Annotated in this window: 22 protein-coding genes and 3 pseudogenes; 8 read left to right on the top strand and 17 right to left on the bottom strand. The window is 63.5% G+C overall.

Features of this window, described 5'->3' with window-relative positions; genetic code table 11:
- Positions 1–12 precede the first annotated feature (12 nt).
- Positions 13–888 carry an SMP-30/gluconolactonase/LRE family protein gene (locus tag OSC50_RS08765; protein ID WP_253508379.1) on the top strand — a complete coding sequence of 292 codons (876 nt, stop codon included), beginning with the start codon at positions 13–15 and terminating at the stop codon, positions 886–888.
- A gap of 116 nt (positions 889–1,004) precedes the next feature.
- Positions 1,005–1,862, top strand: a complete 858-nt coding sequence (locus OSC50_RS08760; protein ID WP_253508381.1) for an aldose 1-epimerase — start codon at positions 1,005–1,007, stop codon at positions 1,860–1,862.
- 10 nt (positions 1,863–1,872) lie between these two features.
- Here OSC50_RS08760 and OSC50_RS08755 read toward each other — a convergent pair whose 3' ends face one another.
- The 13 genes and pseudogenes from OSC50_RS08755 to OSC50_RS08695 all read right to left on the bottom strand — a co-directional run.
- Complete coding sequence (locus tag OSC50_RS08755; protein WP_181081730.1) at positions 1,873–3,015, bottom strand: HlyD family secretion protein; 1,143 nt, start codon at positions 3,013–3,015, stop codon at positions 1,873–1,875.
- Positions 3,012–4,658, bottom strand: coding sequence for an MFS transporter (locus OSC50_RS08750; RefSeq protein ID WP_181081729.1), 1,647 nt, complete (start codon positions 4,656–4,658; stop codon positions 3,012–3,014). The genes OSC50_RS08755 and OSC50_RS08750 overlap by 4 nt, the downstream gene beginning before the upstream one ends.
- 185 nt (positions 4,659–4,843) lie before the next feature.
- A complete protein-coding gene (locus OSC50_RS08745) occupies positions 4,844–6,307 on the bottom strand; it encodes a DASS family sodium-coupled anion symporter (protein ID WP_181081728.1) in 1,464 nt (487 codons plus the stop codon).
- A gap of 77 nt (positions 6,308–6,384) precedes the next feature.
- The gene (locus tag OSC50_RS08740; protein ID WP_266247604.1) at positions 6,385–7,755 is read right to left on the bottom strand and encodes an ATP-binding response regulator; all 1,371 of its coding nucleotides are present in this window, start codon (positions 7,753–7,755) and stop codon (positions 6,385–6,387) included.
- On the bottom strand, positions 7,739–8,902 hold the full coding sequence (gene ercA / locus OSC50_RS08735; RefSeq protein ID WP_253508391.1) for an alcohol dehydrogenase-like regulatory protein ErcA: 1,164 nt from the start codon (positions 8,900–8,902) through the stop codon (positions 7,739–7,741). The genes OSC50_RS08740 and ercA overlap by 17 nt, the downstream gene beginning before the upstream one ends.
- Positions 8,903–9,029: 127 nt before the next feature.
- Positions 9,030–9,101, bottom strand: a complete 72-nt coding sequence (gene pqqA, locus OSC50_RS08730; RefSeq protein ID WP_010209364.1) for a pyrroloquinoline quinone precursor peptide PqqA — start codon at positions 9,099–9,101, stop codon at positions 9,030–9,032.
- A 460-nt stretch (positions 9,102–9,561) separates the two neighbouring features.
- Positions 9,562–11,082: an acetaldehyde dehydrogenase ExaC gene (gene exaC / locus OSC50_RS08725; protein ID WP_181081725.1), complete on the bottom strand. Its 1,521-nt coding sequence runs from the start codon at positions 11,080–11,082 to the stop codon at positions 9,562–9,564.
- Between the two features lie 121 nt (positions 11,083–11,203).
- Positions 11,204–12,979 (bottom strand): PQQ-dependent methanol/ethanol family dehydrogenase, encoded by a 1,776-nt coding sequence (locus OSC50_RS08720; RefSeq protein ID WP_181081724.1) that lies wholly within the window; start codon positions 12,977–12,979, stop codon positions 11,204–11,206.
- Between the two features lie 115 nt (positions 12,980–13,094).
- Positions 13,095–14,027 carry a quinoprotein relay system zinc metallohydrolase 1 gene (locus OSC50_RS08715; protein ID WP_266246006.1) on the bottom strand — a complete coding sequence of 311 codons (933 nt, stop codon included), beginning with the start codon at positions 14,025–14,027 and terminating at the stop codon, positions 13,095–13,097.
- Positions 14,028–14,043: 16 nt separating this feature from the next.
- Entirely contained in the window at positions 14,044–14,793 is a 750-nt protein-coding gene (locus tag OSC50_RS08710; protein ID WP_266246008.1) for a quinoprotein dehydrogenase-associated SoxYZ-like carrier, read from the bottom strand.
- Between the two features lie 9 nt (positions 14,794–14,802).
- Complete coding sequence (locus OSC50_RS08705; protein ID WP_266246010.1) at positions 14,803–15,678, bottom strand: substrate-binding periplasmic protein; 876 nt, start codon at positions 15,676–15,678, stop codon at positions 14,803–14,805.
- A 3-nt stretch (positions 15,679–15,681) separates the two neighbouring features.
- On the bottom strand, positions 15,682–16,143 hold the full coding sequence (pedF, locus tag OSC50_RS08700; protein WP_253508399.1) for a cytochrome c-550 PedF: 462 nt from the start codon (positions 16,141–16,143) through the stop codon (positions 15,682–15,684).
- Between the two features lie 231 nt (positions 16,144–16,374).
- Positions 16,375–16,512, bottom strand: a pseudogene (locus OSC50_RS08695) (sensor histidine kinase); the annotation flags it as partial.
- Between the two features lie 181 nt (positions 16,513–16,693).
- Between OSC50_RS08695 and OSC50_RS08690 the strand changes: the two are divergent.
- The 6 genes from OSC50_RS08690 (at position 16,694) to OSC50_RS08665 (ending at position 21,713) form a co-directional block, all read left to right on the top strand.
- Positions 16,694–17,866 carry an ABC transporter substrate-binding protein gene (locus tag OSC50_RS08690; RefSeq protein ID WP_253508401.1) on the top strand — a complete coding sequence of 391 codons (1,173 nt, stop codon included), beginning with the start codon at positions 16,694–16,696 and terminating at the stop codon, positions 17,864–17,866.
- Positions 17,867–17,892: 26 nt separating this feature from the next.
- Positions 17,893–18,852, top strand: coding sequence for a YVTN family beta-propeller repeat protein (locus tag OSC50_RS08685; protein ID WP_266246015.1), 960 nt, complete (start codon positions 17,893–17,895; stop codon positions 18,850–18,852).
- Positions 18,849–19,589 (top strand): ABC transporter ATP-binding protein, encoded by a 741-nt coding sequence (locus OSC50_RS08680; RefSeq protein WP_266246017.1) that lies wholly within the window; start codon positions 18,849–18,851, stop codon positions 19,587–19,589. Before OSC50_RS08685 ends, OSC50_RS08680 begins: the two co-directional genes overlap by 4 nt.
- Positions 19,586–20,377 carry an ABC transporter permease gene (locus OSC50_RS08675; protein WP_181081716.1) on the top strand — a complete coding sequence of 264 codons (792 nt, stop codon included), beginning with the start codon at positions 19,586–19,588 and terminating at the stop codon, positions 20,375–20,377. Before OSC50_RS08680 ends, OSC50_RS08675 begins: the two co-directional genes overlap by 4 nt.
- Before the next feature lie 107 nt (positions 20,378–20,484).
- A complete protein-coding gene (locus OSC50_RS08670) occupies positions 20,485–21,024 on the top strand; it encodes a PQQ-dependent catabolism-associated CXXCW motif protein (RefSeq protein ID WP_181081715.1) in 540 nt (179 codons plus the stop codon).
- 23 nt (positions 21,025–21,047) lie between these two features.
- On the top strand, positions 21,048–21,713 hold the full coding sequence (locus OSC50_RS08665; RefSeq protein WP_266246020.1) for a response regulator transcription factor: 666 nt from the start codon (positions 21,048–21,050) through the stop codon (positions 21,711–21,713).
- Between the two features lie 320 nt (positions 21,714–22,033).
- Here OSC50_RS08665 and OSC50_RS26130 read toward each other — a convergent pair.
- The 4 genes and pseudogenes from OSC50_RS26130 to nosP form a co-directional block, all read right to left on the bottom strand.
- Positions 22,034–22,108 (bottom strand): annotated as a pseudogene (locus OSC50_RS26130) (hypothetical protein); the annotation flags it as partial.
- A 122-nt stretch (positions 22,109–22,230) separates the two neighbouring features.
- Positions 22,231–22,305 (bottom strand): annotated as a pseudogene (locus OSC50_RS26125) (hypothetical protein); the annotation flags it as partial.
- Between the two features lie 122 nt (positions 22,306–22,427).
- Complete coding sequence (locus OSC50_RS08660) at positions 22,428–24,371, bottom strand: PAS domain-containing hybrid sensor histidine kinase/response regulator (protein WP_266246022.1); 1,944 nt, start codon at positions 24,369–24,371, stop codon at positions 22,428–22,430.
- Positions 24,313–25,458 (bottom strand): nitric oxide-sensing protein NosP, encoded by a 1,146-nt coding sequence (gene nosP, locus OSC50_RS08655; protein WP_181081786.1) that lies wholly within the window; start codon positions 25,456–25,458, stop codon positions 24,313–24,315. The genes OSC50_RS08660 and nosP overlap by 59 nt, the downstream gene beginning before the upstream one ends.
- Between the last annotated feature and the right edge of the window lie 12 nt (positions 25,459–25,470).

The following is a 25,470-nucleotide window of genomic DNA, read 5'->3' as shown; positions in this document are numbered from 1 at the left end:
CAGGAAGTGGCCATGACTGCTGAATTGATCGTCGACGCCCGCAACGCCGTGGGCGAATGCCCGGTGTGGGTACCCGAGGAAAACGCCCTGTATTGGGTGGATATCCCCAACGGCGGCCTGCAGCGCTGGAGCGCCGCCACCGGCCACCTGGCTGCGTGGAAAGCCCCGCAGATGCTCGCCTGCATCGCCCGCACCGACGCGGGCAATTGGGTCGCCGGCATGGAAACCGGGTTTTTCCAACTCACCCCGCATAACGACGCAAGCCTCGACGCCACGCTCCTGGCCGGTGTCGAGCACCCGCGCACGGACATGCGCCTGAACGATGGCCGCTGTGATCGCCAGGGGCGCTTCTGGGCCGGCAGCATGGTACTGGACATGGGCCTGAATGCGGCCGAGGGCATCCTTTACCGCTATGCGTCAGGTTCCGCGCCGCATGCTCAGCTGGAAGGCTTTATCACGCTGAACGGCCTGGCCTTCAGCCCCGACGGCCGCACGATGTACGTCTCGGATTCGCACCCGTTGGTGCAACGGATCTGGGCTTTTGATTACGACCTCGACACCGGCACACCGTCCAACCGCCGCGAGTTCGTCGACATGCACAACCACCTCGGCCGTCCCGACGGCGCCGCCGTGGACGCCGACGGCTGTTACTGGATCTGCGCCAACGACGCCGGGCTGATCCACCGTTTCACCCCCGACGGCCGCCTCGATCGCTCCTTGAGCGTACCGGTGAAAAAGCCCAGCATGTGCGCGTTTGGCGGCAGTCGCCTGGACACCTTGTTCGTCACCTCGATCCGTGATGACCAGGGCCCGCAGTCGCTCGCCGGCGGCGTATTCGCCCTCAACCCCGGGGTGACCGGCCTGCCGGAGCCCACCTTCACCCTCTGACTGATTCTTCCTGCGCGCCTGTGTGGGCATGCATCCTGTGACGCTGCGCGTCACGATCCAACAGCATCCAAGGCAGCGCTTCCGCGTAGAGCGTGGGAGCGCTCAGCGGAGTGATCATGCTTGAACTTGAAGATCATGTGACTCACCTCACCCTGAACCCTGCCGTGGGCGGCAGCCTCGTCAACTGGTGCGTGCGCGCCACCGGCCAGCCGCTGTTACGGCACAGCGACCAGCAGGCATTGAACACCGGGCTGCCCGGCAAGCTTGGCTGCTACCCGCTGGTGCCGTGGTCCAACCGCATCGCCGAAGGCGGTTTTGAGAACCCCGACGGCTGGCTGGCCCTGACGCCCAACAGCCTTACCGACCCCTTTGCGATTCATGGTTCGGCCTGGCAGCAGGCATGGCAAGTGGTCAGCCAAACGACGACTGAGGCAGTGTTGGAGGTGTTGTGCCAAACGCCCTTCGCCTATCGCGCCGAGCAACGGTTTCGCTTGAATAACGGCGAACTGAGCATTCAATTGTGCGTGACCCATCTGGCCGAAAAGGCGGCGTGGCATGGGTTGGGGTTGCACCCCTACTTTCCGCGCCGGGCCGGCACGCAATTGCAGGCCAGGGCGGCGCAGGTATGGCTGAGCGACGCGAGCAAGTTACCGACAGCGTTGGCGACGATTCCGGATGCCTGGGATTTCCACATATTGAAAAACCTGCCGGATGGCCTCGTGGACAATGGCTTCTGCCAGTGGGATGGGGCCTGCCGGATCGAACAGCCGGAGCTGGGCTATGCCCTGGAGTGCCGGGCCATCGGCGCCGATTACTTCCTGCTGTACTGCCCGCCGGGGCTCGGCTTCTTTTGCATCGAACCGGTAAGCCATCCGGTCAATGCCCATCACCTGCCGGGCAGGCCGGGGCTGAAGCTGCTGGAACAGGGCCAATCAACCCACCTCGATTTCACCCTGAAATACCTCCCGCACTGACCGCAATCCTTCAGGGCGGGCTGTTTTTCAGGCGGCCGGCGGTGTCGATACTCACCACCACCGACAACCCCGGCCGCAACCGTTCGCTCTCGGCCTGATCCGGGTCGACGGTAATCCGCACCGGCACGCGCTGGGCAATCTTCACAAAATTGCCGGTGGCATTGTCGGCCTGCAACAGGCTGAACTCGGAACCGGTGGCTGGGGAAATATGCTGCACCGTGCCGTGAAACCTGCGGTGGTTCAGCGCATCCACGGTAAAGGTCACCGGCTGGCCGACCTGCACATTGTCCATCTGGGTTTCTTTCATATTGGCGATCACCCACAACTGCTTCGGCACCAGCGCCATCAACTGCGCGCCGGAGTTGACGTAGGCGCCCAGGCGCACGCCGATCTGCCCTAATTGGCCGTCACGCGGTGCGGTAATGCGGGTATTGGACAGGTCGATCCGCGCCAGCTCCACCGCCGCCTCGGCACTGGCCACCGCGGCCTCAAGGGAGCCGCGGTTGACGATCACCGTTTGCAGATCCTGCCGGGCGATTTCCAGGCTGGCCTGGGCCTGGGCCACTGCCGCCTGGGTCTGGGCATTTGCTGCGCGGGTGACGTCCAGCTCGCGCTTGGACACCGAGCCATCGCTGATCAGCTCCTGATTACGCCGCAGATCGGCGGTGCTTTTGCGCGCCTGGGCCTGGCTGTCCGCCAAGGCTGCCTGACGCAGTTTGATCGTGGCTTCGGCGCTGTTGCGCTGCTGCACTACATTGGCCAGCGCGGCCTTCTGCACCGCCAGTTGCGCCAGCGCCTGATCGAGGCGCTGCTTATAAATGCGGTCGTCCAGGCGCACCAGCAGATCGCCGGCCTTGACGTACTGAAAGTCCTGCACCGGCACCTCGAACACATAGCCGCTGAGCTGCGGGCCAATGATCGTGACCTGGCCGCGTACCAGGGCATTTTCAGTGGTTTCCACCGCGCTGCTGAACGGCGGCAATTGCCAGGCGTACAGCACAATCAACACACCGACGATGGCAATCGCGGCAAAGCCCAGGGATGACAGGATGCGCACCCGCAGCGAGCGCGGTTCATTCACGGTCGCACCCGAGGGCGTGGTGCCTTCGGGGGTGGAGGCGATGGCGTTGGTGGTAGTCGTTGTTTCAGTCATGAAGTAACGCCGCTGGATTGAACGGGAGGGGTTGCTGCCTTGGTTGTACTCATCAGCCACAGGCTGCGGATGAAGATCCACAACATGGTCAGGATGGCGATGATCGCGATCAGCATGAACACATCGTTGTAGGCCATCACATTCGCCTCACGGGTGGCCGCCGTGGCCAGGCTGCGAATGCCCATGAGGTTGCGCAGTTCCGGGTCGGCGACCAGCCCGCCATAGGCCGAACCGCCGCTCTGCACGCGCGCTGCCACACGAGGGTCGAGCAGGGTCAGGTGCTCGACGATCATGCTGGAGTGATACTTCTCGCGCACCACCTGGAAAGTGCCAAGCAACGCCGCGCCAATCAGGCCGCCGAGGTTTTGGCAGATGCCGAACATTACCGAAAAACTCACCAGGTTGCGCGGGTTGGTCAGCACGTTCCTGGTCCCCAGCACCATGGTCGGCCCCAGAAAGAACGTACCGCCAAAGCCGAGCAGGAACTGGCTGACATACAGGTTCTGCGGCCGGGTCAGGTTGTTGGAAAAGCTGTCCATCACCGACCCCGTAGCCATCAGCGCCAGGGAGATGATCAGCGGCATCAACAGATGCGCCGGATTGATCGTCAACGCACTGACCACCAGCCCGCTGATCGCCCCGGCCAGCATCACCACATACAGGGTGTGCATCTGCTCGTAGCTCATATTGAGCACCTGCATAAAACCCACCGCGCCGGTGGACTGCTCGGACAACACCATGCGAATCAACACCACCGCCAGCGCCAGGCGGATCATCACACCGCTGCCCAGCCAGCGCGTCATCAGCAGCGGGTTGGCGCGATTATGTTCGATGGCCAGGCCGGCCATGATCAGCACGAGCGAGCAAGCCGAGGCGATGCCGATCCACGGCGCTTCCAGCCACCAGTCGATACGCCCCAGGGACAGCACCGCACACAGCAGCGCTACGCCGCTGGCGAGGATCGCAAAGGTGAGGAAATCGAGTTTTTCAAAGGTCTTGAAACGATCACCGGGTGGCAGTTTGAGCAGAAACACGCAACCCAGGCAGATCAGCGCCAGGCCCAATTCGAACAGATACAAGCCGCGCCATTCAGCGATCTGCAGCAAATCCTCGGAGAACAATCGCGCCAGCGGCAGCGCCAATTGCGCGGTGCCCAACCCCAGCACCAGGGCTTTCATGCGCCACTTGGCCGGGAACGCCTGGATCATGTAGTACAACCCCAACGAACTCAGCGCCGCGCCGACCATGCCATGGGCCGCCCGCACGGCGATGGCCGAGTTAAGGTCGTTGACGAACAGATGGCCGAAGGTCACCAGCGCGTACAGCACCAGGAATACTTCGGTAAAGGCACGCAGACCGAACTGCTGGCGAAACTTCACCAGCAGCAGGTTCATGCACACGTTGGTCATTACATAGGCGGCAGGCAGCCAGGCCATTTCCGCGGTGGTCGCACCGAGTGCGCCTTGCAGGTATTGCAGGTTGGCGATCACCAACGAATTGCCCAGCCCACCGGTGATCGCCACCAGCACGCCGACCATCGCGAACAGCCAGCGCTTATAGGTGGGGTGCAATGGCGTCGACGGCGAACCGGGCAGGCTCGGGCGTTCGTGGGGTTGCCAGGTGCGGGGGGTGTATTTGTCCATTCAATGACCTAGATGACCGACGGGGGCGTCGGTGATACCTCTACTCAGAGAACAGTAAACCTGAGCGGAGTTCATCTTGCCATCTTGGGGTGGAATGGATGTCAGAAGTGGGTAGGGTCAGAAAGTGGGAGGGGCAAGCCCCCTCCCCCATTTGATCTCAGGTGCAGCCAGAGGTAAACGTCAAATCAAATCCAACCGAGCCAACTCCAGTAAGTCGCCGCCAGCACCCACATCAACCCATACCCGATCAACGTCACCAGAATCCCCACCTTGGCAAACTGTCGCGCGGTAAACGTTCCGGTGCCCAGGCACACCATGTTCTGCGGCGCGTTGATCGGCAGGATAAACCCGTAGCTCATCACAAACCCCAGCAACAGGGTCATACCCAAGCGGTTGAATTCGCCGGGCAGGGTCTGCAGCACCGCAATCAGGATCGGCAACAGCGCCGAGGTCAACGCCGTGGCGCTGGCAAACCCCAGGTGAATCAGGATCAGGAACGCACCCAGTATCGCGAACACCCCCAGCGGCCCGACCTGATCCAATCCTGTGTGGGCCACCACCGCAGCCCCCAGCCACTGCCCGGCCTGGGTGGTCAGCAGCGCCGTACCCAGGCTGATACCCACGCCGAACACGATCACCGTGCCCCACGGAATGCGCGACTGCACATCTTTCCAGGTCATCACGCCGATGCCCGGCAGCAGCAGGAACACCAACCCGGCGTAGGTGGTCGAGGTGGTGTCGAAAGGATGCAGGCGCCCTTCCGTGGCCCATGCCAACAGCAGCAGCACCGACACCGCCAGCAAGCGTTTCTGTGGGCCGGTCGTGGGGCCGATGTCCACCAGGGACTGGGCCACCGCTTCCTTGCCGCCGGGAATGCTGTCGGTTTCCGGCGGCAGCAGCTTGAGCACCAGCAACAGCAACACCGCCGACATGATCAGCGCCCACGGCGCGCCGGCGATCAGCCAGTCGAGCCACGACACGCGCTGGCCGAGCATCTTGTCCATAAAGCCGACGGTGAGCAGGTTCTGCGCCGCGGCGGTCTGGATGCCGACGTTCCAGATGCTGGTGCCCTGGGCCACCACAATCATGATCCCGGCGGCGATATTCGAGCGCTTGTCCACGCCGAAGGCGGCGATCACGCCCATCATGATCGGCACCACACAGGCACTGCGCGCCGTGGCGCTGGGCACCACCAGGCTGAGCAGGATCGTCACCGCAATCGCCCCCAGCAGGATGCGCCGGGTGCTGGTACCGATGCGGCTCAACGTCACCAGGGCGATGCGCCGGTCCAGGCCGGTGTGGGTCATGGCCGCCGCGATGAACAAGGCCCCCGCCACCAGCGCCAGCGCCGGGTTGGCGAAGCCGGTGAGCGCCATGCCGATGGCCGGGCTGGAGCCGATCAGGTGCGCGGGGTCCTGCAGCGAGGGTGCCGTGCCGAGCAGAAATGCCATGAGCGAAGTGATCATGATCGCGCTGGCTTCATAGGACACCGCCTCGGTGATCCACACCACCACGGCAAACGCAAGGATCGCCAACATACGCTGGCCGGCCACCGGCAGGTCGGCGGGCAGCGGCAACAGCAGCACGCCGGCCAGCGCCAGCACGGCGACCACCAGGCCCATGGGCAGTTTGAAAGGTGCGGCGTTCATGGCGTACTCCAGGCCTCCGGGTCAGGCCTTAAGCTTGCCGCAACGCCGGCTGCGACGTGTTGACAGGTATCAAGCTTCTAAGCCAGCAACTGGCTGAGCACGGCACGCAGCTTCCCAGGCTTGACCGGTTTGTTCAGCAGCGGCGCATCCAGCCTGCGCAGCGCGCGGCGGCATTGGTCGGTGCGGTCGGCGGTGATGATCACGGCGGGGATCTTGTGACCGAAATGCTCGCGCAGTTGCTTGACCACCAGACAGCCCACCACCCCGTGGTCGAGGTGATAGTCGGCCAGGATCAACTCCGGCGCCCTGCCCTGCAGCGCCAGCACTGCGCCGGCCTGGTCGGTGGCGGTGACCACGTCGCAGCCCCATTGGCCCAGCAGCGCGCGCATGCTGTCGAGGATACTGATCTCGTTGTCGATCACCAGCAAACGCCGCCCCGGCAGCGGGTTGCCGGTGCTGGGCAGGGTCGGCAACTGGCTGATCGCGGGCGGCATCTCTGCGCTGATGGGCACCTCGATGCTGAACATCGAGCCGCGCCCCGGCCATGAACGCACGGCCACCGGGTAGCCGAGGATCTCGGCGATACGCTCGACAATCGCCAACCCCAGGCCCACGCCCTTGCGCTCCGACGCGCGGCCGACGTCGAGCTGGTTGAACTCCAGGAAGATCGCCTCCAGCCGGTCGGCGGCGATCCCGCGCCCGGTGTCCCACACTTCCAGGCGCAGGCAATCGCCACGGCGGCGGGCGCCGAGCAGAATGCAACCTTCATCGGTGTAGCGGCAGGCGTTGCTGAGGAAGTTACGCAGGATCCGCGTCAGCAGGCGCAGGTCGGTATGAATCGCATAACCGCCGGTGCGCGCACGCAAGTTCAGCCCCGCCGCCTGGGCCACCGACTGGAACTCCGAGACCAGCGGCGCAAACAGTTCCTCCAGGCGATACACCGCCACGTCCGGCTTGACCGCCGCCTGGTCGAGTCGCGAGATATCGAGCAGATCCGTGAGTAAGTCCTCGGCGCCTTCCAAGGCCTGATGGGTGCGCTCCACCAGTACCTGCTCGACACTGGGCAATGCCCGCTCGCGCAGGGTGGCGATCAGCAGGCGCGCGGCGTTCAGCGGTTGCAGCAGGTCGTGGCTGGCGGCGGCGAGGTATTTGTCCTTGCTGCGGTTGGCGGCCTCGGCGGCGTCGCGGGCGTCGCGCAGTTGCCGTTCCACCTGTTCACGCTGGGCGATCTGCTGTTGCAGATTGCGGTTGGCCTCCAGCAACTCATCGGTACGCGCCGCCACCCGCTGTTCCAGTTCATCGTTGAGACGGATATAGCGCCGCCGCTCGGCTTCCAGTTCGTCCAGGCGCGCTGTCAATTCGGGGTAATGGCTCTTGCGCGCCGACTGGTCGCCCAGCCCGAGCAACCCGGCAAGAGCGCGCTGCTGGTCGTTAGAGAGCTTCGCCATACACAACCTCAACGTCACGCTGGCTCGACTCGCGCGGGTTGGTGAGGATGCACGGGTCGTGCATCGCATGCTGGGACAGGAATGGAATATCCGCCACCCGCACACCGTGCAGGCCGAGGGTTTCGTGAAAGCCGATGGCGTGCTTGAGCGCAATCAGGTGTTCCACCAGCCGCGCGCAGATCTGCCGATGGTTCAGGCCTCGGCAGTCGATGCCGAAGGTCTCGGCAATCACCTTGAAGCGCTCCGGCGCCGAGTTGTAGTTGAACGCCACCACATGCTCGACCAGCACCGCGTTGCACAGGCCATGGGGCAGGTCGAGAAAGCCGCCGAGGCTGTGGGACATGGCATGCACCGCGCCAAGGATCGCATTGGAAAACGCCAGCCCGGCCTGCATGCTGCCGAGCATGATCTTTTCGCGCAGGGCAATGTCGGCCGGATTGGCGATCATCTGCACCAGGTTGCCGTTGATCAATCGCATGGCCTCCAACGCATGGGGGTCGGTGAGCGGGCCATGGCCGGTGGACACAAACGCCTCGATGGCATGCACCAATGCGTCGATGCCGGTGCAGGCGGACAGGAACGGGTCCATGCTGGCGGTGGTTTCCGGGTCGATCAGCGACACATCCGGCACCACCGCCTTGCTGACGATGGAGAACTTCATGCGTTCCTGCTGGTTGGAAATAATCACGAACTGCGACACATCCGCCGAGGTACCGGCGGTGGTCGGGATCAGGATCAGCGGCGGGCTGGGCACGCGGATGGTGTCCACGCCTTCGAAGTCCAGAATGCTGCGCCCATGGGCCACCACAATGCCGATGGCCTTGCCGCAGTCCATGGGGCTGCCACCGCCGATGGCGACGATCACATCACAATGGTTTTCCCGGTACACCTCGGCGCCGAGCATCACCTCCTCCACGCGCGGATTGGGCGACACCGCGCTGTACAGGCAGTAGTCGATGCCGATGGCCTGCAGGCTGGCTTCCACGTCGGCGACCCAGCCGGCGGCGATCACACCGGGGTCGCTGACCACCAGTACTTTGCGCGCACCGAAGGTTTTGGCGTAGTTGCCGACGTTATGCCGGCAACCGGCGCCGAAGATGATTTCAGGCGAGACGAATTTACGCAGGAGGCTCAGGTTGGGGCTCATTGGAAAGCCTGTTCTTATTATTTTTGGAAGATGCGCTCCACACTAACCGATCCGCAGGCGTTTGCAATCAGACCAAAGGGTCATTCCCAATAGCGCACCGGCCAGCACTGGGCTGGCCGGGTTTGAATCAACGGCTGGCGAAGTACATGGTCACTTCAAAGCCGATACGCAGGTCGGTGAAGGCGGGTTTGGTCCACATGGAAGAGTCCTCTTGTTGTGCCGGAAGATTCCGGTAAACGCATTAGTGCATGGGGGGATGGGGGTGCGAATGCTACTTTCGAAGTAAATACCGCAGTGCATTGGTCGCGAATGTACAGGGAGCAAAACTATGGTATGGCGCTTGCCCCAATGCCGGTCAGTTAAGAGACGGAACGGGCAACCAGTACCCTGTGGCGAGCGGGCTTGCCCCGCGTTGGGCTGCGAAGCAGCCCCAAAACATAGTCCCGGAGCTGCCTGGCATACTGCGACGCTCCTATTGGGGGCTGCTGCGCAGCCCAACGCGGGGCAAGCCCGCTCACCAAAGTTCCAGTGTTCCTCCTTAACTGACTGGCATCGGGGCTTGCCCCCGATGGCGGTGTGTCAGTCACAGCTGTTTAAGCTGACACTCCCTCATCGGGGGCAGGCCCCCTCCCATACTTGGTCTAATTGCAATTAGAAAATCAGAAGAACCCCAACGGATTGATGTCGTAGCTCACCAGCAGGTTCTTGGTCTGCTGGTAGTGGTCCAGCATCATCTTGTGGTTCTCACGTCCCACGCCCGACTTCTTGTAGCCGCCGAACGCCGCATGCGCCGGGTACAGGTGATAGCAGTTGGTCCACACCCGACCGGCCTTGATCGCCCGGCCCATGCGGTACGCACGGTTGATGTCGCGGGTCCATAGCCCGGCGCCCAGGCCGAATTCGCTGTCGTTGGCGATGGCCAGGGCTTCGGCTTCGTCCTTGAACGTGGTGATGCCCACCACCGGGCCGAAGATTTCCTCCTGGAACACGCGCATCTTGTTATGGCCCTTGAGCAGGGTCGGCTGGATGTAGTAACCGCTGGACAGGTCGCCCTCCAGGTGCTCGGCCGCGCCGCCGGTGAGCAGCTCGGCGCCCTCCTCCTGGGCAATCTTGAGGTAGGACAGGATCTTATCGTATTGCTGCTCGGACGCCTGGGCGCCCACCATGGTCTCGGTGTCCAGTGGATTGCCACGCTTGATCTTGACGATCTTCTTCATCACCTCGGCCATGAACGGCTCGTAGATCGACTCCTGCACCAGCGCCCGCGACGGGCAGGTGCACACTTCGCCCTGATTGAAGAACGCCAGCACCAGGCCCTCGGCGGCTTTTTCGATGAACTGGGGTTCGGCACGCATGATGTCTTCAAAGAAGATATTCGGCGACTTGCCACCCAGCTCCACGGTGGACGGGATGATGTTCTCGGCGGCCGCATGCATGATGTGCGCGCCAATCGGCGTGGAGCCGGTAAAGGCGATCTTGGCGATGCGCTTGCTGGTGGCCAGCGCCTCCCCGGCTTCGCGGCCAAAGCCCTGGACGATGTTCAGCACGCCCGGTGGCAGCAGGTCATTGATCAACTCGGCAAACACCATGATCGACAGCGGCGTCTGCTCGGCCGGCTTGAGCACGATGCAGTTACCGGCGGCCAGGGCCGGGGCGAGTTTCCACGCGGCCATCAGCAGCGGGAAGTTCCACGGAATGATCTGGCCGACCACGCCCAGTGGTTCGTGGAAGTGGTAAGCGGCGGTGTGTTCGTTGATCTCGGCGGCGCCGCCTTCCTGGGCGCGGATGCAGCCGGCGAAATAGCGGAAATGGTCGGCGGCCAGCGGCACGTCGGCGTTGAGGGTTTCGCGCACGGCCTTGCCGTTGTCCCAGGTTTCGGCCACGGCCAGCACTTCGAGGTTGTGCTCGATACGGTCGGCGATTTTCAGCAGCACCAGGGCGCGGTCCTGGGCCGAGGTCTTGCCCCAGGCATCGGCGGCGGCATGGGCGGCGTCCAGGGCCTTGTCGATATCGGCGGCGCTGGAGCGCGGGAATTCGGCGATCACTTCACCGGTGACGGGCGACGTGTTGGTGAAGTACTCGCCGTTGAGCGGTGCGACGAACTCGCCGCCGATGTAATTACCATAGCGCTGCTTGAAGCTGACGATGGCGCCAGGGGTGCCAGGTTGTGCGTAGATCATGTTGAAACCTCTGTCTGGGTCCGGGCCTGTCGATCAACAGGCGATCACCCGATAGTAAGGTGCCCCCACGGCAGGGCGAATGCGCCGTTGGCAGGGGGGTGTTGCTCATTTGGTCGTAGACCTAGTGCTTGGCCACCAGGTCTTTGGGCAACTTGAAGGTCCAGAGCATGCCGCCCTGGTTGAAGTCCTTGATGCGCTTGGCCACTTCACCGCCCCACAGCGGCACCGCGCCGCCCCACCCGGAGACCACCGAGACATACTGCTCGCCGTCCATGTCCCAGGTAATCGGCGAGCCGAGCACGCCGGAGCCGGTCTGGAATTCCCAGACTTTCTCGCCGGTCTTGGCGTTGAAGGCCTGCAGGAAACCTTCCGGCGTGCCGGTGAACACCAGGTTGCCCTTGGTCGTGAGCACGCCACCCCACAGCGGCGCGAAGTTTTTATGCCGCCAGACTTCCTTGCCGCTCACCGGATCAATGGCGCGCAGCACGCCGATGTAGTCTTCGTTCAACGGTTTGATGGTGAACCCGGCGCCGAGGAACGCCGCGCCTTTTTTGTAGGCGATGCCTTCGTTCCACATGTCCATGCCCCACTCGTTGGACGGCACATAGAACAGGCCGGTGTCGCGGTTGTAGGCCATCGGCATCCAGTTTTTCGCGCCGAGGAAGGCCGGCGCAACGAACACCGACGTGCCCTTGGCTTCGCTGCCCGGAGCGCCGGGGCGGCTGGCTTCGTTGTAGATCGGCCGGCCGTTCTTATCCAGGCCGGTGGCCCAGGTGATCTTGTCGACAAACGGGAAACCGCGGATGAACTTGCCGTTGGTGCGGTCCAGCACATAGAAGAAACCGTTGCGGTCCGCCGTGGCCGCTGCTTTGATTTCTTTGCCGCCTTCGGTGTAGTTGAAGGAGATCAGCTCGTTGACGCCGTCATAGTCCCAGCCGTCGTGGGGCGTGCTCTGGAAGTGCCATTTGATGCTGCCGTCGTCCGGGTTCAGCGCCAGGCGCGACGAGGAGTAGAGGTTGTCGCCGGGGCGCAGGTGCGAGTTCCATGGCGCCGGGTTACCGGTGCCGAACAACAGCAGGTTGGTTTCCGGGTCGTAGTAGCCGCCCAGCCACGGCGCCGCGCCGCCGGTCTTCCACAGATCGCCCGGCCAGGTCTTGCCCGCTTCGCCGCCGGAGATACCGTTTTCCACGGCCTTGCCGTCCTTGTACACATAGCCCATGTGGCCTTCGACAGTCGGCCGGGTCCACAGCAGGTCACCGTTTTTCGGGTCGTAGGCTTCGATCTTGCCCACCACGCCGAATTCGCCGCCGGCCACGCCGGTGATCAGCTTGCCGTTGACCACCAGCGGCGCGGCGCTGATGGAATAGCCTTCCTTGTGGTCGGCCACGCGTTTGCTCCACACCACCTTGCCGGTGTCTTTGTTCAAGGCCACCAGTTTGGCGTCCAGGGTGCCGAAGAACACCAGGTCGCCGTACAGCGCCACCCCTCGGTTGATCACGTCGCAGCAGGGGCGGATGTCATCCGGCAGACGCGCATCGTACTGCCAGAGCTTCTTGCCGGTGCGCGCATCCACCGCGAACACCCGCGAATAGGAGCCGGTGAGGTACATCACCCCGTCCTTGACCATCGGCTGCGCCTGCTGCCCACGCTGTTTCTCGCCGCCAAAGGAGAATGCCCAGACCGGGCGCAGGTCCTTGACGTTGTCCACATTCAGAGTGTCCAACGGACTGTAGCGCTGGCCTTGCACACCCAGACCGTTGGTGACGATCTGCCCGGGGTTTTTCGGGTCCTGGAGAATGTCCTGATCGCTCACGGCGGCCATGGCCTGGCCGGATAACAGGATGGCACCGAGCAACACACTCAAGGCGAAGGGTTGGCGGCGGGCGGGTTGGGTCATGACGGCTACCTCTGCGGTTTTTTGTTATACCCGGGAAATTTTCCCGGTCTGGTGCCGATTCTTGGGCGCAGGGGCAGTTGTCACAATTGACCGCAGTATCGAGATTGCTAGTTCCTTAGTAGCGGGTATCGACCCGTTGCATCTGCGCGCGTTCGTAGCGCGGGTACAGGTGGCTGACGCTGCGGATCAGTTCGTAGCGGCTCAGGCTGATCGCGGCGAAACGCTCAGGGATTGGGCTGCGGATCATCTCGGCCATGGCGCTGCCCTGAGCCGCGCCGTCGCGCAAGAGTTGCTCGAGCCAGGTGAGGTAGTCGCGCATCTGTGCGAAGGGCTGTGCATCGTCGGCCACCGGACCGTGGCCGGGCACGATCAGGCGCCAGGGCAAGGCTTGCAGGGTGTCGAGGTCGGCCAGCCACACCGCCAGCCCTGGGCTGTGCGGCGTGGTGAGGGCGCGCTGGTAGAACACCAGGTCACCGGCAAACAGCACGCCGGTACGCTGGTCGAGAATGGCCAGATCGGCGCCGGTATGCCCGGCCAGCGCAAGCAAACGCAGGTCATGCTGGCCCACGCTCAATACACCGGGTTGCAGCACCTGGGTCGGCAGCACCACCTCGGTGCCGCGCATCCAGTCGCCGACCATGCGGTAGAGGTTCTCGGCCATGCTGTCGCCCTGCTCCTGCAGCAGGCGCGCGGTGTCGGCCAGGGCACCGATGGGCACGTCCTTGAACGCCTGGTTACCCAGGGCGTGGTCGGGGTGATGATGCGTGATCAGCACCTGGATTACCGGCTTGGAGGTAACCTGGGCGATGGCCTGGCGCAGGGCTTCGCCGTAGCGGCGCGACGGCCCGGTGTCGATCACCACCACGCCGGCCTCGGTGACGATAAAGGCAGTGTTGACGATATTGCCGCCATTGGCTTTGGCGAAGTTGTCGGTGCTGCCTTCAAGCAGCCAGGTGTCTTCGGCGATCAGCCGGGGCTTGAGGGTGTAGTCCAGGTCCGCCAGGGCCGGCAGGCTCAGGCCCAGGCACAACAGGAAAATCCAGCGCATGGCGCGCTCCTTCTGGTCAGGGGATGGCCGCGTCGAACTCATTGCCGCTGTTGTCGCGCAGCACCAGGCGAGTGGGTCCCGGCGCGTCGATATCGAAGGCCAGGTTGGGGTTCTCACTGACCGCCGGGAACAACTCCAGCTCGGCCAGCACCTGATCGTCCTGACCACGCAGTTGCGCATGATTGATAAAAAATTCGGGGATACCGCTGACCATGCCGTTGTCCATCGGGTGCGCCACCTGCACGCGCACGCGGCTGAATTCGCCACGGGGGTAGCGCCCGCCGAGCACCTCGCCGATGTGCTCTTCCCAACCCGGCTGGGTGCGTACCACGCTGGGCGCGGTGCAGCCGCCACCGGCCGCGTCAATCAGAGTCGAGCCCACATGCCACAGGCCGTCGTCGGTAAGCACTGCGGCGCGCAACGGCGTGGCCTGTTCGACACGAATGCGCAGCGACAACCACGGCAGCACGCCGGCCCTGGGTTGGAAGTCGACGATTTTCGGCAGTGGGTTGAGCTCGGCCCAGGCGAGGATTTTCACCACATGGCCGTTGAAGGCGCGCGCATCGATTTCCAGCGGCACCTGGCGCGCATCTTCGGCGAATGGCGGCGCCAGCAGCTTGACTCGGTCGTCGAACACGAACGGTGCCTGCGCCAGGAACTGCTTGTGATAGAAGTCCCACATCACCGACGGCACCGGGTCGACCTCCACGGCGTGGGCCGCCAGCGGCAGCCAGCAAGCCAGGATGCAGCTCAGTCGCCAGTTCATCGCCTGCTCCTATTGATACATCTCGGGCACTTCGTAGCGCAGGCCGTAATGGGCATAGATGGCGTGCACCACGCCGTCACGGATCAGGCTTTCCAGCGCTTCTTCCACCGCATAGGCCAACTGGCGATTGCTCTCGTGCACCGCCATGCCGATCTCCCAGCGTTGCTTGCCCAGGTTCGGGTAGGCGTTTTCAGCCAGGGCCAATTGCGGGTCATGGGCCTCGTGCACCTGCCAGTCAACTTCGCCGCGCATCGCCATCACGGCGTCGACCTCACCGGCCTTCATCGCCGCGAAGGCCTGGGGCACGTCGGGGTAGTGATGGGTCCTGGCGGCGAGCATGCCGTTGAACACCGAGGTGAGGTAGAACGACGGTACGCTGTCGACCTCGACGCCGATCGGGTGCCGTTCGAACACCGCCACGCTGGCGACGCTGGCCAGGCGCCGCCGGTCATAGGCCACCTGCCATTGTTCATTCTGGTACGGCCCGAACATCACCACATGGGCATTTTCCAGCTCGCCCTGATCGTTGCGCTTTTGCGCGTAATCGTGATCGTAGGGGGCACGCATCATCAGGTCGGCCAGTTGCTGGTTGTGCAACGGGCTGCCGCGCCAGATGTAGTCGCGCAGGTCGTCGTCGAGCTTCTCCCCGGCCGGCACCCAGATCAACTTGAGCTGCACCCCCAACGCCTTGGCCAGGGCCCGGGCCAGCTCCACGTCGACCCCGCGCGGGGTGCCACCGTCCTGGAAACTGTAGGGGGCAAAGTCCTGGTACACCGCCACGTTGATTTCGCCGGCAGCGATCATCTGGTCATAGCTGCGCACCTGCGCCTGTGCCGGCTGGCAGCACAGCAGGGCCAGGCCAAGCACATAAGCGAACAGGCGCATGGCTTACTCCTCGACGTGCACGCTGTCCAGGTAGGTGCGCACCGCCCACAAGGCTTCCTGGCTCAAGTAATCGGCCATTTTCGGCATGTACACGCGGCCGTCGCGCACGGCGCCATGGCGCACGCGCTCGACGAACCACTCATCACCGGCTTCGCCCACATCGAGCATGCGCAGGTCGGGGGCGATCCCGCCGGACTTGGCCTCCAGGCCGTGGCAGGCGGCGCAGTTCTGGTTATAGGCCGACGCACCGATTTCCACGGCGCGGTCGTGTTCAAGCGAGGTGCGGTACGGATTGACCGCCGCCCAGCCGTCTTCGTTGACCGCTACGCCGGCGTCCTTGATCGAGGTCAGGCCCTTGGTTTCCACCGCTTGCGGGACCACGTTGCCATGGGCCCAGGCGGAGCCGGCAGCGATCACACCGGCCAGCAGCCCGGCCACGAGCAAGGCGTTGTGTTTTGTTGTCATTATTTTTGCCCTCAGGATTGCACGCAAAACCTCATTGCAGAGGCTATGGCAACCATCTTAGAAACCCCGGCGCATGGGCCGTATGCTGCTTTGGTGGGCGCGCTCTCCTCCCTTGGTAGTAGGGCTTGTGGGGCAGGCCTAAAACAGCGGCGCCTCGGGAAATCTTCCCGGCCACGGCGGGACTTTACAGTGCAGGCTGGCGGGGTCGCGCTCGGCGGTGTCGCCCAGTCAGGCCACCGCCGCCGCGGCCGATTGCAATTCGCGCTCCACGTCCGCCAAGGCTTGGTGCAGCAGCAGTGCCATACACGCGCCGGTCACCAAGGTGAAGAAGCTGCACCCCCACAGGTTGATGCGCCACAGGGCCGACAGCCCAGGCCAGGCGGTGAAGACGCGCATGCTCGTGTCACTCCTGTGAATGAGGCCAGGTGGTCCATGCTAAGACCGTCGCTCGCCGCCGCTACTACCTTGGTACTGCCCCAGCGCTACTTTCTGCATATTTGCAGCAACCCTAAGGCTTCCTATGCTGGCGCTACCTGTCATGGAGTGCCTTATGCGCCAGCTCGCCCCTTATGCCGTGATCTGCCTGCTGACAATGGCCTGGGCTAGCCACGGCCAGGCCGCTGAAGCGCCCTTGCAGGTGCAGATCGGCTACCTGGGCTATCGACCCGACCCAGGGCCGCTGCTGTCGAATGTGATTCCCGAACCCGCCGATGCCGGGCAGCGCGGCGCCGAGCTGGCGATCATCGACAGCAACAGCACCGGCGCGTTTCTCAACCAGCGCTACAGCTTGACCAGCGCCAGTGTGGACAGCCCCGAAGCGCTGCTCACTGCGGCCCAAGCCCAGCACGCTCAGGGCCTGCGCCTGTTCGTGGTGAATGCCCCGGCCGCCAGCCTGCGTCAACTCAGTGCCGCCCTGCCCGACAGCCTGCTGTTTAACGCCGGGAGCCCGGACGACCGCCTGCGCAGCACCGACTGTTTGGCCAATGTGCTGCATACCCTGCCCAGCCGCGCGATGCTCGCCGATGCGTTGGCGCAGTTTCTGGTGCTGCGCAAATGGCAGAAGGCGTTGCTGATTGTCGGCCCCACCGAAGACGATCAGGCCTACGCCGCCGCCCTGCGCCGTGCCGCCAAACGCTTCGGCGTGCAGTTGGTCGCGGAAAAAGCCTGGCGTTTCGATAACGACCAACGCCGCAGCGCCCAGGCCGATATGCCGCTGTTTACCCAGACCGCCGACTACGACGTGGTGCTGGTGGCCGACGAACGCGGTGACTTCGGCGAGTATGTCCCCTATCAAACCTGGTACCCGCGCCCCGTCGCCGGCACCCAGGGCCTTACACCCACCGGCTGGCACAAGACCGTGGAAACCTACGGCGCCGCCCAATTGCAAAAGCGCTTCGAAGCCCTGGCCGGACGCTGGATGAACGACCGCGATTTCGCCGCCTGGATGGCCGTGCGCAGCGTTGCCAGCGCGGTCAACAAACTGCGCCAGGTCGACCCTCAGGCGATTCGTCAACTGGAGCTGAGCGAGCAGTTGCCCCTGGATGGTTTCAAGGGCCGCAAGCTCAGCTACCGCGCCTGGAACGGCCAACTGCGCCAGCCGATTCCCATCGTGCAGCCGCGCGCGCTGGTCAGCACGTCGCCCCAGGACGGTTTCCTGCACCCCACCAATGAAATGGACAGCCTGGGTTATGACCAACCCGAGGTGACCTGCCGCTTTCCCTGATCGCTCACAATAATAAGGAACTCGCCATGCGCCGCACCCTGCTCTCATGCGCCCTGCTGCTTGCCGCCGGGCATGCCATGGCCAGCACCGCCTGGGTCTCCAACGAGAAAGACAACAGCCTGAGCCTGATCGACATGCAGACACTGCAAGTCACCGACACCCTCAAGGTCGGCCAGCGCCCACGGGGCCTGCTGTTGTCCCATGACAATAAGCTGCTGTACATCTGCGCCAGCGACTCGGACCGTGTGCAGGTGATGGACGTGGCCACGCGCAGAATCGTCAAGGAGCTGCCTTCCGGCAAAGACCCCGAGCAGTTTGCCCTGCACCCCAATAACCGCTGGTTGTATGTGTCCAACGAAGACGATGCGCTGGTCACCGTGATCGACACAGAGACCGCCAAGGTGCTCGGCCAGATCAGCGTCGGCGTGGAACCCGAGGGTATGGCCGTGAGCCCGGACGGCAAGTGGGCGGTCAATACCAGCGAAACCACCAACATGCTGCACTGGATCGACACCAGCACCCAGACCCTGGCCGACAGCACCCTGGTGGATCAACGCCCGCGCTTCGTCGAGTTCAACCATGATGGCTCGCAGCTGTGGGCCTCGGCGGAAATCGGCGGCACCGTGACCATTCTCGATGTGGCCAGCCGCAAGGTGCTCAAGACCCTGACATTCGCCATCAAGGGCGTGCACCCGGATAAGGTGCAGCCGGTCGGTATCAAACTCAGCGCCGATGGCAAATACGGGTTTGTCGCGCTCGGCCCGGCCAACCATGTGGCGGTAGTCGACGCCAAGACCTTCGAGGTGCTCGATTACCTGCTGGTGGGCCGCCGCGGATGGCAGCTGGCATTCACCCCGGATCAGAAGCAACTGCTGGCCACCAACGGCGTCAGCGGCGATGTGTCGGTGATCGATGTGGACAGCCTGAAGGTGATCAAGTCGGTGAAGGTGGGGCGCTATCCGTGGGGCGTGGTGGTCACACCATGAACGCTCTTGAGGTGCGCGACCTGCACTTTGCCTATGGCGCTCGACAGGCGTTGTGCGAGGTGAGTTTCAGCCTGGCGCCGGGGCGCTTTAGCGCATTGCTGGGGCCCAACGGTGCCGGCAAATCCACCCTGATCGCGCTGTTGACGCGGCTGTATGACCTGCAACGCGGCGAGATCCACGTCGGCGGCCACTCCCTGCGCGACGCACCGCGGGCGGCCCTCACTCGACTGGGGGTGGTGTTCCAGCAAAGCACCCTGGACCTGGACCTGAACGTGGAACAGAACCTGCGCTATCACGCCGCCCTGCATGGCTTGTCACGCCGGCAAACCGACCTGCGCGTCGAGGCCGAGCTGGCGCGCCAGGGGCTCGGCGAACGGCGGCGCGAAAAGGTCCGCGCCCTGAACGGCGGGCACCGGCGCCGCGTGGAAATCGCCCGCGCCCTGCTGCATGAACCGCGCCTGCTGTTGCTGGACGAAGCCAGCGTGGGCCTTGACCCGGCCAGCCGCCTGGGGCTGAACCAGCATGTGCGCCGGCTGTGCCGGGAGCACAATCTGAGCGTGCTGTGGACCACGCACCTGCTCGATGAAGTGCACACCGATGACGCGCTGATGATCCTGCATCAGGGCCGGTTGGTGGCCAGCGGGCAAGTCGACACGCTGGTGCAGAACCACGACGGCGACCTGGGCCGCCTGTTCGCGGGCCTGACCCGCCCCACCGCAACGGGAGCGCCGGCATGAACGCGTATTGGCAGTGCCTGCGTGGCATCGTGCTGCGCGAATGGCTGCGCTTTGTGTTGCAGCGCACACGGTTTCTCAGCGCCCTGGTGCGGCCGCTGTTGTGGCTGGTGGTGTTCGCCGCCGGGTTTCGCGCCGCGTTGGGCATCTCGGTAATCGAACCCTACGACACCTACATCCCCTACGAGGTGTACATCATTCCGGGGCTGGCCTGCATGATCCTGCTGTTCAACGGCATGCAGGGCTCGCTGGCGATGGTCTACGACCGTGAGATGGGCAGCATGCGCGTGCTGCTGACCAGCCCGCTGCCACGCACGTTTTTGCTGTGCAGCAAATTGCTGGCCACGGCGTTGATTTCGCTGTTGCAGGTGTACGGGTTCCTGGCCATTGCCTGGGTCTACGGCGTGCAGCCGCCGGCCATGGGTCTGTTGCTCGCCTTGCCCGCGTTGCTGCTGGTGGCGTTGATGCTCAGTGCGTTGGGGCTGTTGCTGTCCAACGCGATTCGTCAGTTGGAGAATTTCGCCGGGGTGATGAATTTCGTGATTTTCCCGCTGTTTTTCCTGTCATCGGCGCTGTACCCGCTGTGGAAGATGCGCGATGCCAGCCAGTGGTTGTACTGGTTGTGCGCGGTCAACCCGTTCACCCACGCGGTGGAGCTGGTGCGCTTTGCCCTGTATGAACGCCTGGCCGGCCTGGCCCTGGTGATCTGCCTGGGCCTGACCGGGTTGTTCACCCTGCTGGCGGTGCTGACCTTCAACCCGCAGCACGCGGCCTTGCGCAAACCGGGCTGAGGGCGCAAAAACTACTACTTTGGTACTGGTTTTGCTGTCTATCGTCGCATTCCCAAGGGCGCGGGACTCACGTGTAATGGGCGCATAACGATAAGGATCGCCCTGCCATGCTGCCCGCCCGACTGCCCCTGCTGGCGTTGCTGTGCCTGCTCACCGCCCAGGTCCAGGCCGACACGCCGCTGTTTTCCACCGACGGCTATCGCATCAGCCTGTACCGCAGCCCTACCCCCGACCATGTGCCGGGGGCGACCATCGTCGACACCCCGGCCCTGCAAGCCTTGCTCGGCCAGGTGCCCGCACCGGTGCTGATCGACGTTTACCGTCGCCAATGGCTGCAAGGTCGTTTCATCCAAGACCAGCCCCACGCCAACCTGCCCGGCAGCTATTGGCTGGCCAATACCGGCGACGGCGACCTGACGCCGGAGTGGCAAGGTTACTTCGCGCGGCACCTGTACAAGTACACCGGCGGCGACCTGTCGCGCCCGCTGGTGTTCTACTGCCGCTCCGATTGCTGGCTGAGTTGGAACGCGGTAAAACGTGCCGCCAACCTAGGCTATACCTCTGTGTATTGGTACCGCGACGGCTTGGATGCATGGGAAGCGGCAAACCTGCCAGTGACGGCTGCGACACCCGAGCCTTTTCAATAACCACAACAAGAAGGTGAACGGCCATGTACAAAATCCTGATTGCCGACGATCACCCGCTGTTTCGCGAGGCGATCCATAACGTCATCAGCGACGGCTTCCCCGGCAGCGAAGTGATGGAAACCGCCGACCTGCACAGCGCCCTCGCCCTGACCCAGGAACACGACGACCTCGACCTGATCCTGCTCGACCTGAATATGCCGGGCATGCACGGGCTCAACGGCCTGATCAACCTGCGCAATGAGTCGCCGACCATCCCGGTGGTAATCGTTTCCGCCGAGCAGGACAAGCAGATTGTGCTGCAAGCCATCACCTATGGCGCGGTGGGGTTTATCACCAAGTCCTCGCCGCGCCTGCAAATGACCGAGGCGATCCAGCAGATTCTCAACGGCAACGTGTACCTGCCGCCGGACATCATCCGCACCCAGAAACCCGGGGGCCAGCGCCGCCTCAACGAAAACCCCGGCTTCGCCCCCGAACTACTGCAAGCCCTGACGCGCAAGCAATTGCTGGTGCTGGAACGCATGACCAAGGGCGAGTCGAACAAACAGATCGCCTACACCCTGGAAATCGCCGAGACCACAGTGAAGGCCCACGTGTCGGCGATCCTGCGCAAGTTGAACGTGCATAACCGGGTGCAGGCGATCCTCAGTGCCGGGGATATCGATTTCGGCTCATACCTGCGCCGCTGACCCGTCTGGCACAACACAAATCAAATGTGCTGATCGTTCCCACGCTCCGCGTCACCCCCGTTAAAAGCGGACGCAGAGCGTCCAGTACGGCATTCCCACGCAGAGCGTGGGAACGATCAGTTGTCAGGGCCGACCGAGCAGGTGGCTCATGGCGGTCTTGAGTTTCATTCGGCGTACCGGCTTGTGCATCAAGGTATGGATGATCGTTCCCACGCTCCGCGTGGGAATGCATCCTGTGACGCTCCGCGTCACCCCCGTTAAAAGCGGACGCAGAGCGTCCAGTGCGGCATTCCCACGCAGAGCGTGAGAACGATCAGTTGTCAGGGCCGACCGAGCAGGTGGCTCATGGCGGTCTTGAGTTTCATTGGGCGTACCGGCTTGTGCATCAAGGTATGGATGATCGTTCCCACGCTCCGCGTGGGAATGCATCCTGTGACGCTCCGCGTCACGCCCGTTAAAAGCGGACGCAGAGCGTCCAGTACGGCATTCCCACGCAGAGCGTGGGAACGATCAGTTGTCAGGGCCGACCGAGCAGGTGGCTCATGGCGGTCTTGAGTTTCATTGGGCGTACCGGCTTGTGCATCAAGGTATGGATGATCGTTCCCACGCTCCGCGTGGGAATGCATCCTGTGACGCTCCGCGTCACGCCCGTTAAAAGCGGACGCAGAGCGTCCAGTGCGGCATTCCCACGCAGAACGTGGGAACGATCAGTTGTCAGGGCCGACCGAGCAGGTGGCTCATGGCGGTCTTGAGTTTCATTGGGCGTACCGGCTTGTGCATCAAGGTATGCCCCAACTCACGGATCTGCAGTTTCAGCTCGTTGCTGTAGTTGGCGGTGATCATCAGCGCCGGTATCGGGCGGCTGCGGCGGGCGTTGATGTGGGCCACGGCGTCGACGCCGTTCTGGTCGTTGTCCAGGTGGTAGTCGGCGATCAGCAGGTCGGCCTCGGCGTGGTAATTGTCCACCTGGCCAGCCAGGTCCTGCTCCGATAAGGCGGTGATCACCTCGCAGCCCCACCCTTCGAGTAACGTGCGCATACCCGCGCAGATCGCCGCGTCGTTATCCAGCACCCACACCCGCGCGCCCTGTAAACGCTCCAGCATCGGTTCGCTCATGCTGGGCGCAGGCAGGTTTTTTGGTGCGGTGGCGCTCAAGGGCACTTCCACGGCAAACATCGAGCCCTTGCCGGGTACGGATTTGACGCTGATGCGATGGCCAAGAATGCCGGCGATTTTCTCCACGATCGCCAGGCCCAACCCCAGCCCGCGATCCTGATCGCGGCGCTGCACATCGCCGCGTTTGAACTCCTGGAATATCTCCTCCAGGCGCTCCTCGGCGATGCCCATGCCGCTGTCCCACACCTGGATCGACAGGCGCTGATGCTGGCGACGACAGCCCAGCACCACGCGACCGCTGTAGGTGTAGCGAATCGCATTGCTCAGCAGGTTGCGCAGAATCCGCGCCAGCAGTTGGATGTCGCTGCGCACCAGTGCCGAACAACCGATGAAGCGCAGCTCCAAGCCTTCGCTGCGGGCCAGTTGGGTGTATTCGACGGCCAGGTTATCGAGCAGTTCGCTCAAGGCGAACGGCGCGATATCGGCCTTGATCACCCCGGCATCCAGCTTGGAAATATCCACCAGGGTGCCTAACAGGTTTTCCACGTCTTCCAGGGAATTGCTCACGTTGCGCACCAGCTTTTCGCTCGGGCGCTCCAGCAAAGCGCTGGTGAACAGACGCGCGGCGTTCAGCGGTTGCAGCAGGTCGTGGCTGACGGCCGCGAGGAATTTGGTTTTCGACAGGTTGGCCTGTTCCGCCTCCAGCTTGGCCTCGCGCAGGCGGGTTTCCATGCGCCGGCGCTCATCGATTTCCTTGAGCAACTGGCCGTTGAGCGCAGTGAGTTCCGAGGTGCGCTGGGCCACGCGTTGCTCCAGGTGCTGATAGGCCTGGTGCAACGCTTCGGCGGTGCGGCGGCGTTCGGTGATGTCGCGGATCAACACAAAGATCCCTACCACTTCGCCACTGGCCAGCATATTCGGCACATAGGAGCGCAGCATGTAGCGCTCCTGGTTATTGATGTTGGTCTCGGCGAACTCGAAGGTCACGCTCTCCCCGGCCAGGGCGCGGGCGACATAGGCGTCCAGGCGCTGGCAATGCTGCTCGCTGTGGACTTCGCGCAGGCTCAGGCCGAGCATCATGCCGCGCGGCCAGCAGTACCATTGTTCATAGACCTTATTGGTGAATTCGTAGACCAGGTCGGCATTCAAGTAGCCGATCAGGGCCGGAACGTTATCGGTGATCAGGCGAATCCAGCGTTCACTTTCCTGGGCCTTTTGCGCCGCCGCCTGTTCACCGCGCAGGGTCTCGGCGCGCAGCCTCGCGTTGATCAGCAAGTGGTTGCTGGCCTTGAGTTCGGCCATTGCCTGGTTCAAGGCATCGGTGCGTTCGCGCACTTGCTCGGCCAGTACCACCGAATGCTGAAAGGTGGTGTACGGGTTATTACCCTGGGCCATGCCGGACTCGATACGCTCGATCAGCGCCGCATTGATCCGCGCCAGCTTGTGGTTGTCCTGTTGCAGTCGGGCCACCTGGGCGAGCAGTTCAGCGCCGGCCTCGGGCAATGGCGACACCGGTGAAGGTCTGGTTGATGTGCATGCCATTGAACTGTTCTCCGTAGGTGTTGAACCCCATCACCCGTTTGGCTTGCAGGAAGCTGCCGATCTGTTCCAGGCCCCCGGCGTCTTCCAGCTCCAGGCGGCGCAGGAAGCAGTCGCAGCCGACAGTCAGCAACAAATCGCCGAGGCGAGAGTGCAGGCCGTCGAACAGGCTTTCCAGGTTGGGCAGAATCGGGCCGGGTTTCATCACGGTCAGTACGATGCCGTTTTCCACGGCGCAGTAGAAACTCAGGCTCAGGTCTTCGTGCACCTGTTGAATGGCGCGCACGTAGTACTGATCATGGATACGCACCGCCAGCGGGTGGGCGGCAAAGACGCGGTGGTCGAGGTCGGCCACCGCCACGCCGATGTGCCGCGCGTACTCCTCGGCGGCGGGTTCGGCATTGAGCTCGTACACCCGTCGTGACGGGCTGTCGGCGCCGGTCACCACCAGTTTTTCCGCACGCGGCAGGATGTGGTGGGTGGTGAACACTTCGAAATCCAACCAGGTATTGACCAGCACCACCACCGCCGCGCCGCTGTGGAACGCTCCATTGAAGTACACGTGGGTGTGGGTGAGGAAGTTGTCGTCACCGGCCGAACCGCCGAAGTGCGGGATATCGCCAAGGGCGGCGCTGAGGGCGGCGAGTACCATTTCTTCGCGGCTGGAGAGGCCATCGAGCAGGGTCAGGGCGAAGGTATTGCCCTTGATCGGCGCCAGGGTATTGCTGCGACAGCCGCCGACCAGGCGTTCGACCATGTGCTGGGCGTCGATCAGGCTGAAGTGTTCCACTTGGTCGATCAGCTCGGTGGCGATAGAAAAATGCGCGTGATTAAAGCCCATCGCCGTAATGCAATTGCGGCCGTAGCCTTGGGGCGTGATCTCGCCGGCGCTGGTACAGCCCACCACGCGCACGTTGCCCAGGCACGCTTGCAACGCTTGGCCCAGGGCCTGCAGGTCGTAAGAGGCCGAGCAGAAAAACAGCACGAAGCCCAGGTACGGATGCAACAGTTGCTGCGCCAACTCCTCGGCGGCCTGCCCTTCATCGGTGGCCTGGGACATGGCACTGACTACGCCTTCACTGTTATGCATCGTTGCCTCCCC

The organism is Pseudomonas quebecensis, assembly GCF_026410085.1.
GTDB lineage: Bacteria > Pseudomonadota > Gammaproteobacteria > Pseudomonadales > Pseudomonadaceae > Aquipseudomonas > Aquipseudomonas quebecensis.
The sequence above is the reverse complement of the archived record's forward strand: the minus strand, read 5'-3'. Positions and strand labels throughout refer to the sequence as shown.

Excerpts from the sequence above, each read along its gene's own strand:
- OSC50_RS08765 (WP_253508379.1), top strand. The coding sequence starts at position 13 with ATGACTGCTGAATTGATCGTCGACGCCCGCAACGCCGTGGGCGAATGC.
- OSC50_RS08760 (WP_253508381.1), top strand. The coding sequence starts at position 1,005 with ATGCTTGAACTTGAAGATCATGTGACTCACCTCACCCTGAACCCTGCC.
- OSC50_RS08755 (WP_181081730.1), bottom strand. The coding sequence starts at position 3,015 with ATGACTGAAACAACGACTACCACCAACGCCATCGCCTCCACCCCCGAA.
- OSC50_RS08750 (WP_181081729.1), bottom strand. The coding sequence starts at position 4,658 with ATGGACAAATACACCCCCCGCACCTGGCAACCCCACGAACGCCCGAGC.
- OSC50_RS08745 (WP_181081728.1), bottom strand. The coding sequence starts at position 6,307 with ATGAACGCCGCACCTTTCAAACTGCCCATGGGCCTGGTGGTCGCCGTG.
- OSC50_RS08740 (WP_266247604.1), bottom strand. The coding sequence starts at position 7,755 with ATGGCGAAGCTCTCTAACGACCAGCAGCGCGCTCTTGCCGGGTTGCTC.
- ercA (WP_253508391.1), bottom strand. The coding sequence starts at position 8,902 with ATGAGCCCCAACCTGAGCCTCCTGCGTAAATTCGTCTCGCCTGAAATC.
- exaC (WP_181081725.1), bottom strand. The coding sequence starts at position 11,082 with ATGATCTACGCACAACCTGGCACCCCTGGCGCCATCGTCAGCTTCAAG.
- OSC50_RS08720 (WP_181081724.1), bottom strand. The coding sequence starts at position 12,979 with ATGACCCAACCCGCCCGCCGCCAACCCTTCGCCTTGAGTGTGTTGCTC.
- OSC50_RS08715 (WP_266246006.1), bottom strand. The coding sequence starts at position 14,027 with ATGCGCTGGATTTTCCTGTTGTGCCTGGGCCTGAGCCTGCCGGCCCTG.
- OSC50_RS08710 (WP_266246008.1), bottom strand. The coding sequence starts at position 14,793 with ATGAACTGGCGACTGAGCTGCATCCTGGCTTGCTGGCTGCCGCTGGCG.
- OSC50_RS08705 (WP_266246010.1), bottom strand. The coding sequence starts at position 15,678 with ATGCGCCTGTTCGCTTATGTGCTTGGCCTGGCCCTGCTGTGCTGCCAG.
- pedF (WP_253508399.1), bottom strand. The coding sequence starts at position 16,143 with ATGACAACAAAACACAACGCCTTGCTCGTGGCCGGGCTGCTGGCCGGT.
- OSC50_RS08690 (WP_253508401.1), top strand. The coding sequence starts at position 16,694 with ATGCGCCAGCTCGCCCCTTATGCCGTGATCTGCCTGCTGACAATGGCC.
- OSC50_RS08685 (WP_266246015.1), top strand. The coding sequence starts at position 17,893 with ATGCGCCGCACCCTGCTCTCATGCGCCCTGCTGCTTGCCGCCGGGCAT.
- OSC50_RS08680 (WP_266246017.1), top strand. The coding sequence starts at position 18,849 with ATGAACGCTCTTGAGGTGCGCGACCTGCACTTTGCCTATGGCGCTCGA.
- OSC50_RS08675 (WP_181081716.1), top strand. The coding sequence starts at position 19,586 with ATGAACGCGTATTGGCAGTGCCTGCGTGGCATCGTGCTGCGCGAATGG.
- OSC50_RS08670 (WP_181081715.1), top strand. The coding sequence starts at position 20,485 with ATGCTGCCCGCCCGACTGCCCCTGCTGGCGTTGCTGTGCCTGCTCACC.
- OSC50_RS08665 (WP_266246020.1), top strand. The coding sequence starts at position 21,048 with ATGTACAAAATCCTGATTGCCGACGATCACCCGCTGTTTCGCGAGGCG.
- OSC50_RS08660 (WP_266246022.1), bottom strand. The coding sequence starts at position 24,371 with ATGGCATGCACATCAACCAGACCTTCACCGGTGTCGCCATTGCCCGAG.
- nosP (WP_181081786.1), bottom strand. The coding sequence starts at position 25,458 with ATGCATAACAGTGAAGGCGTAGTCAGTGCCATGTCCCAGGCCACCGAT.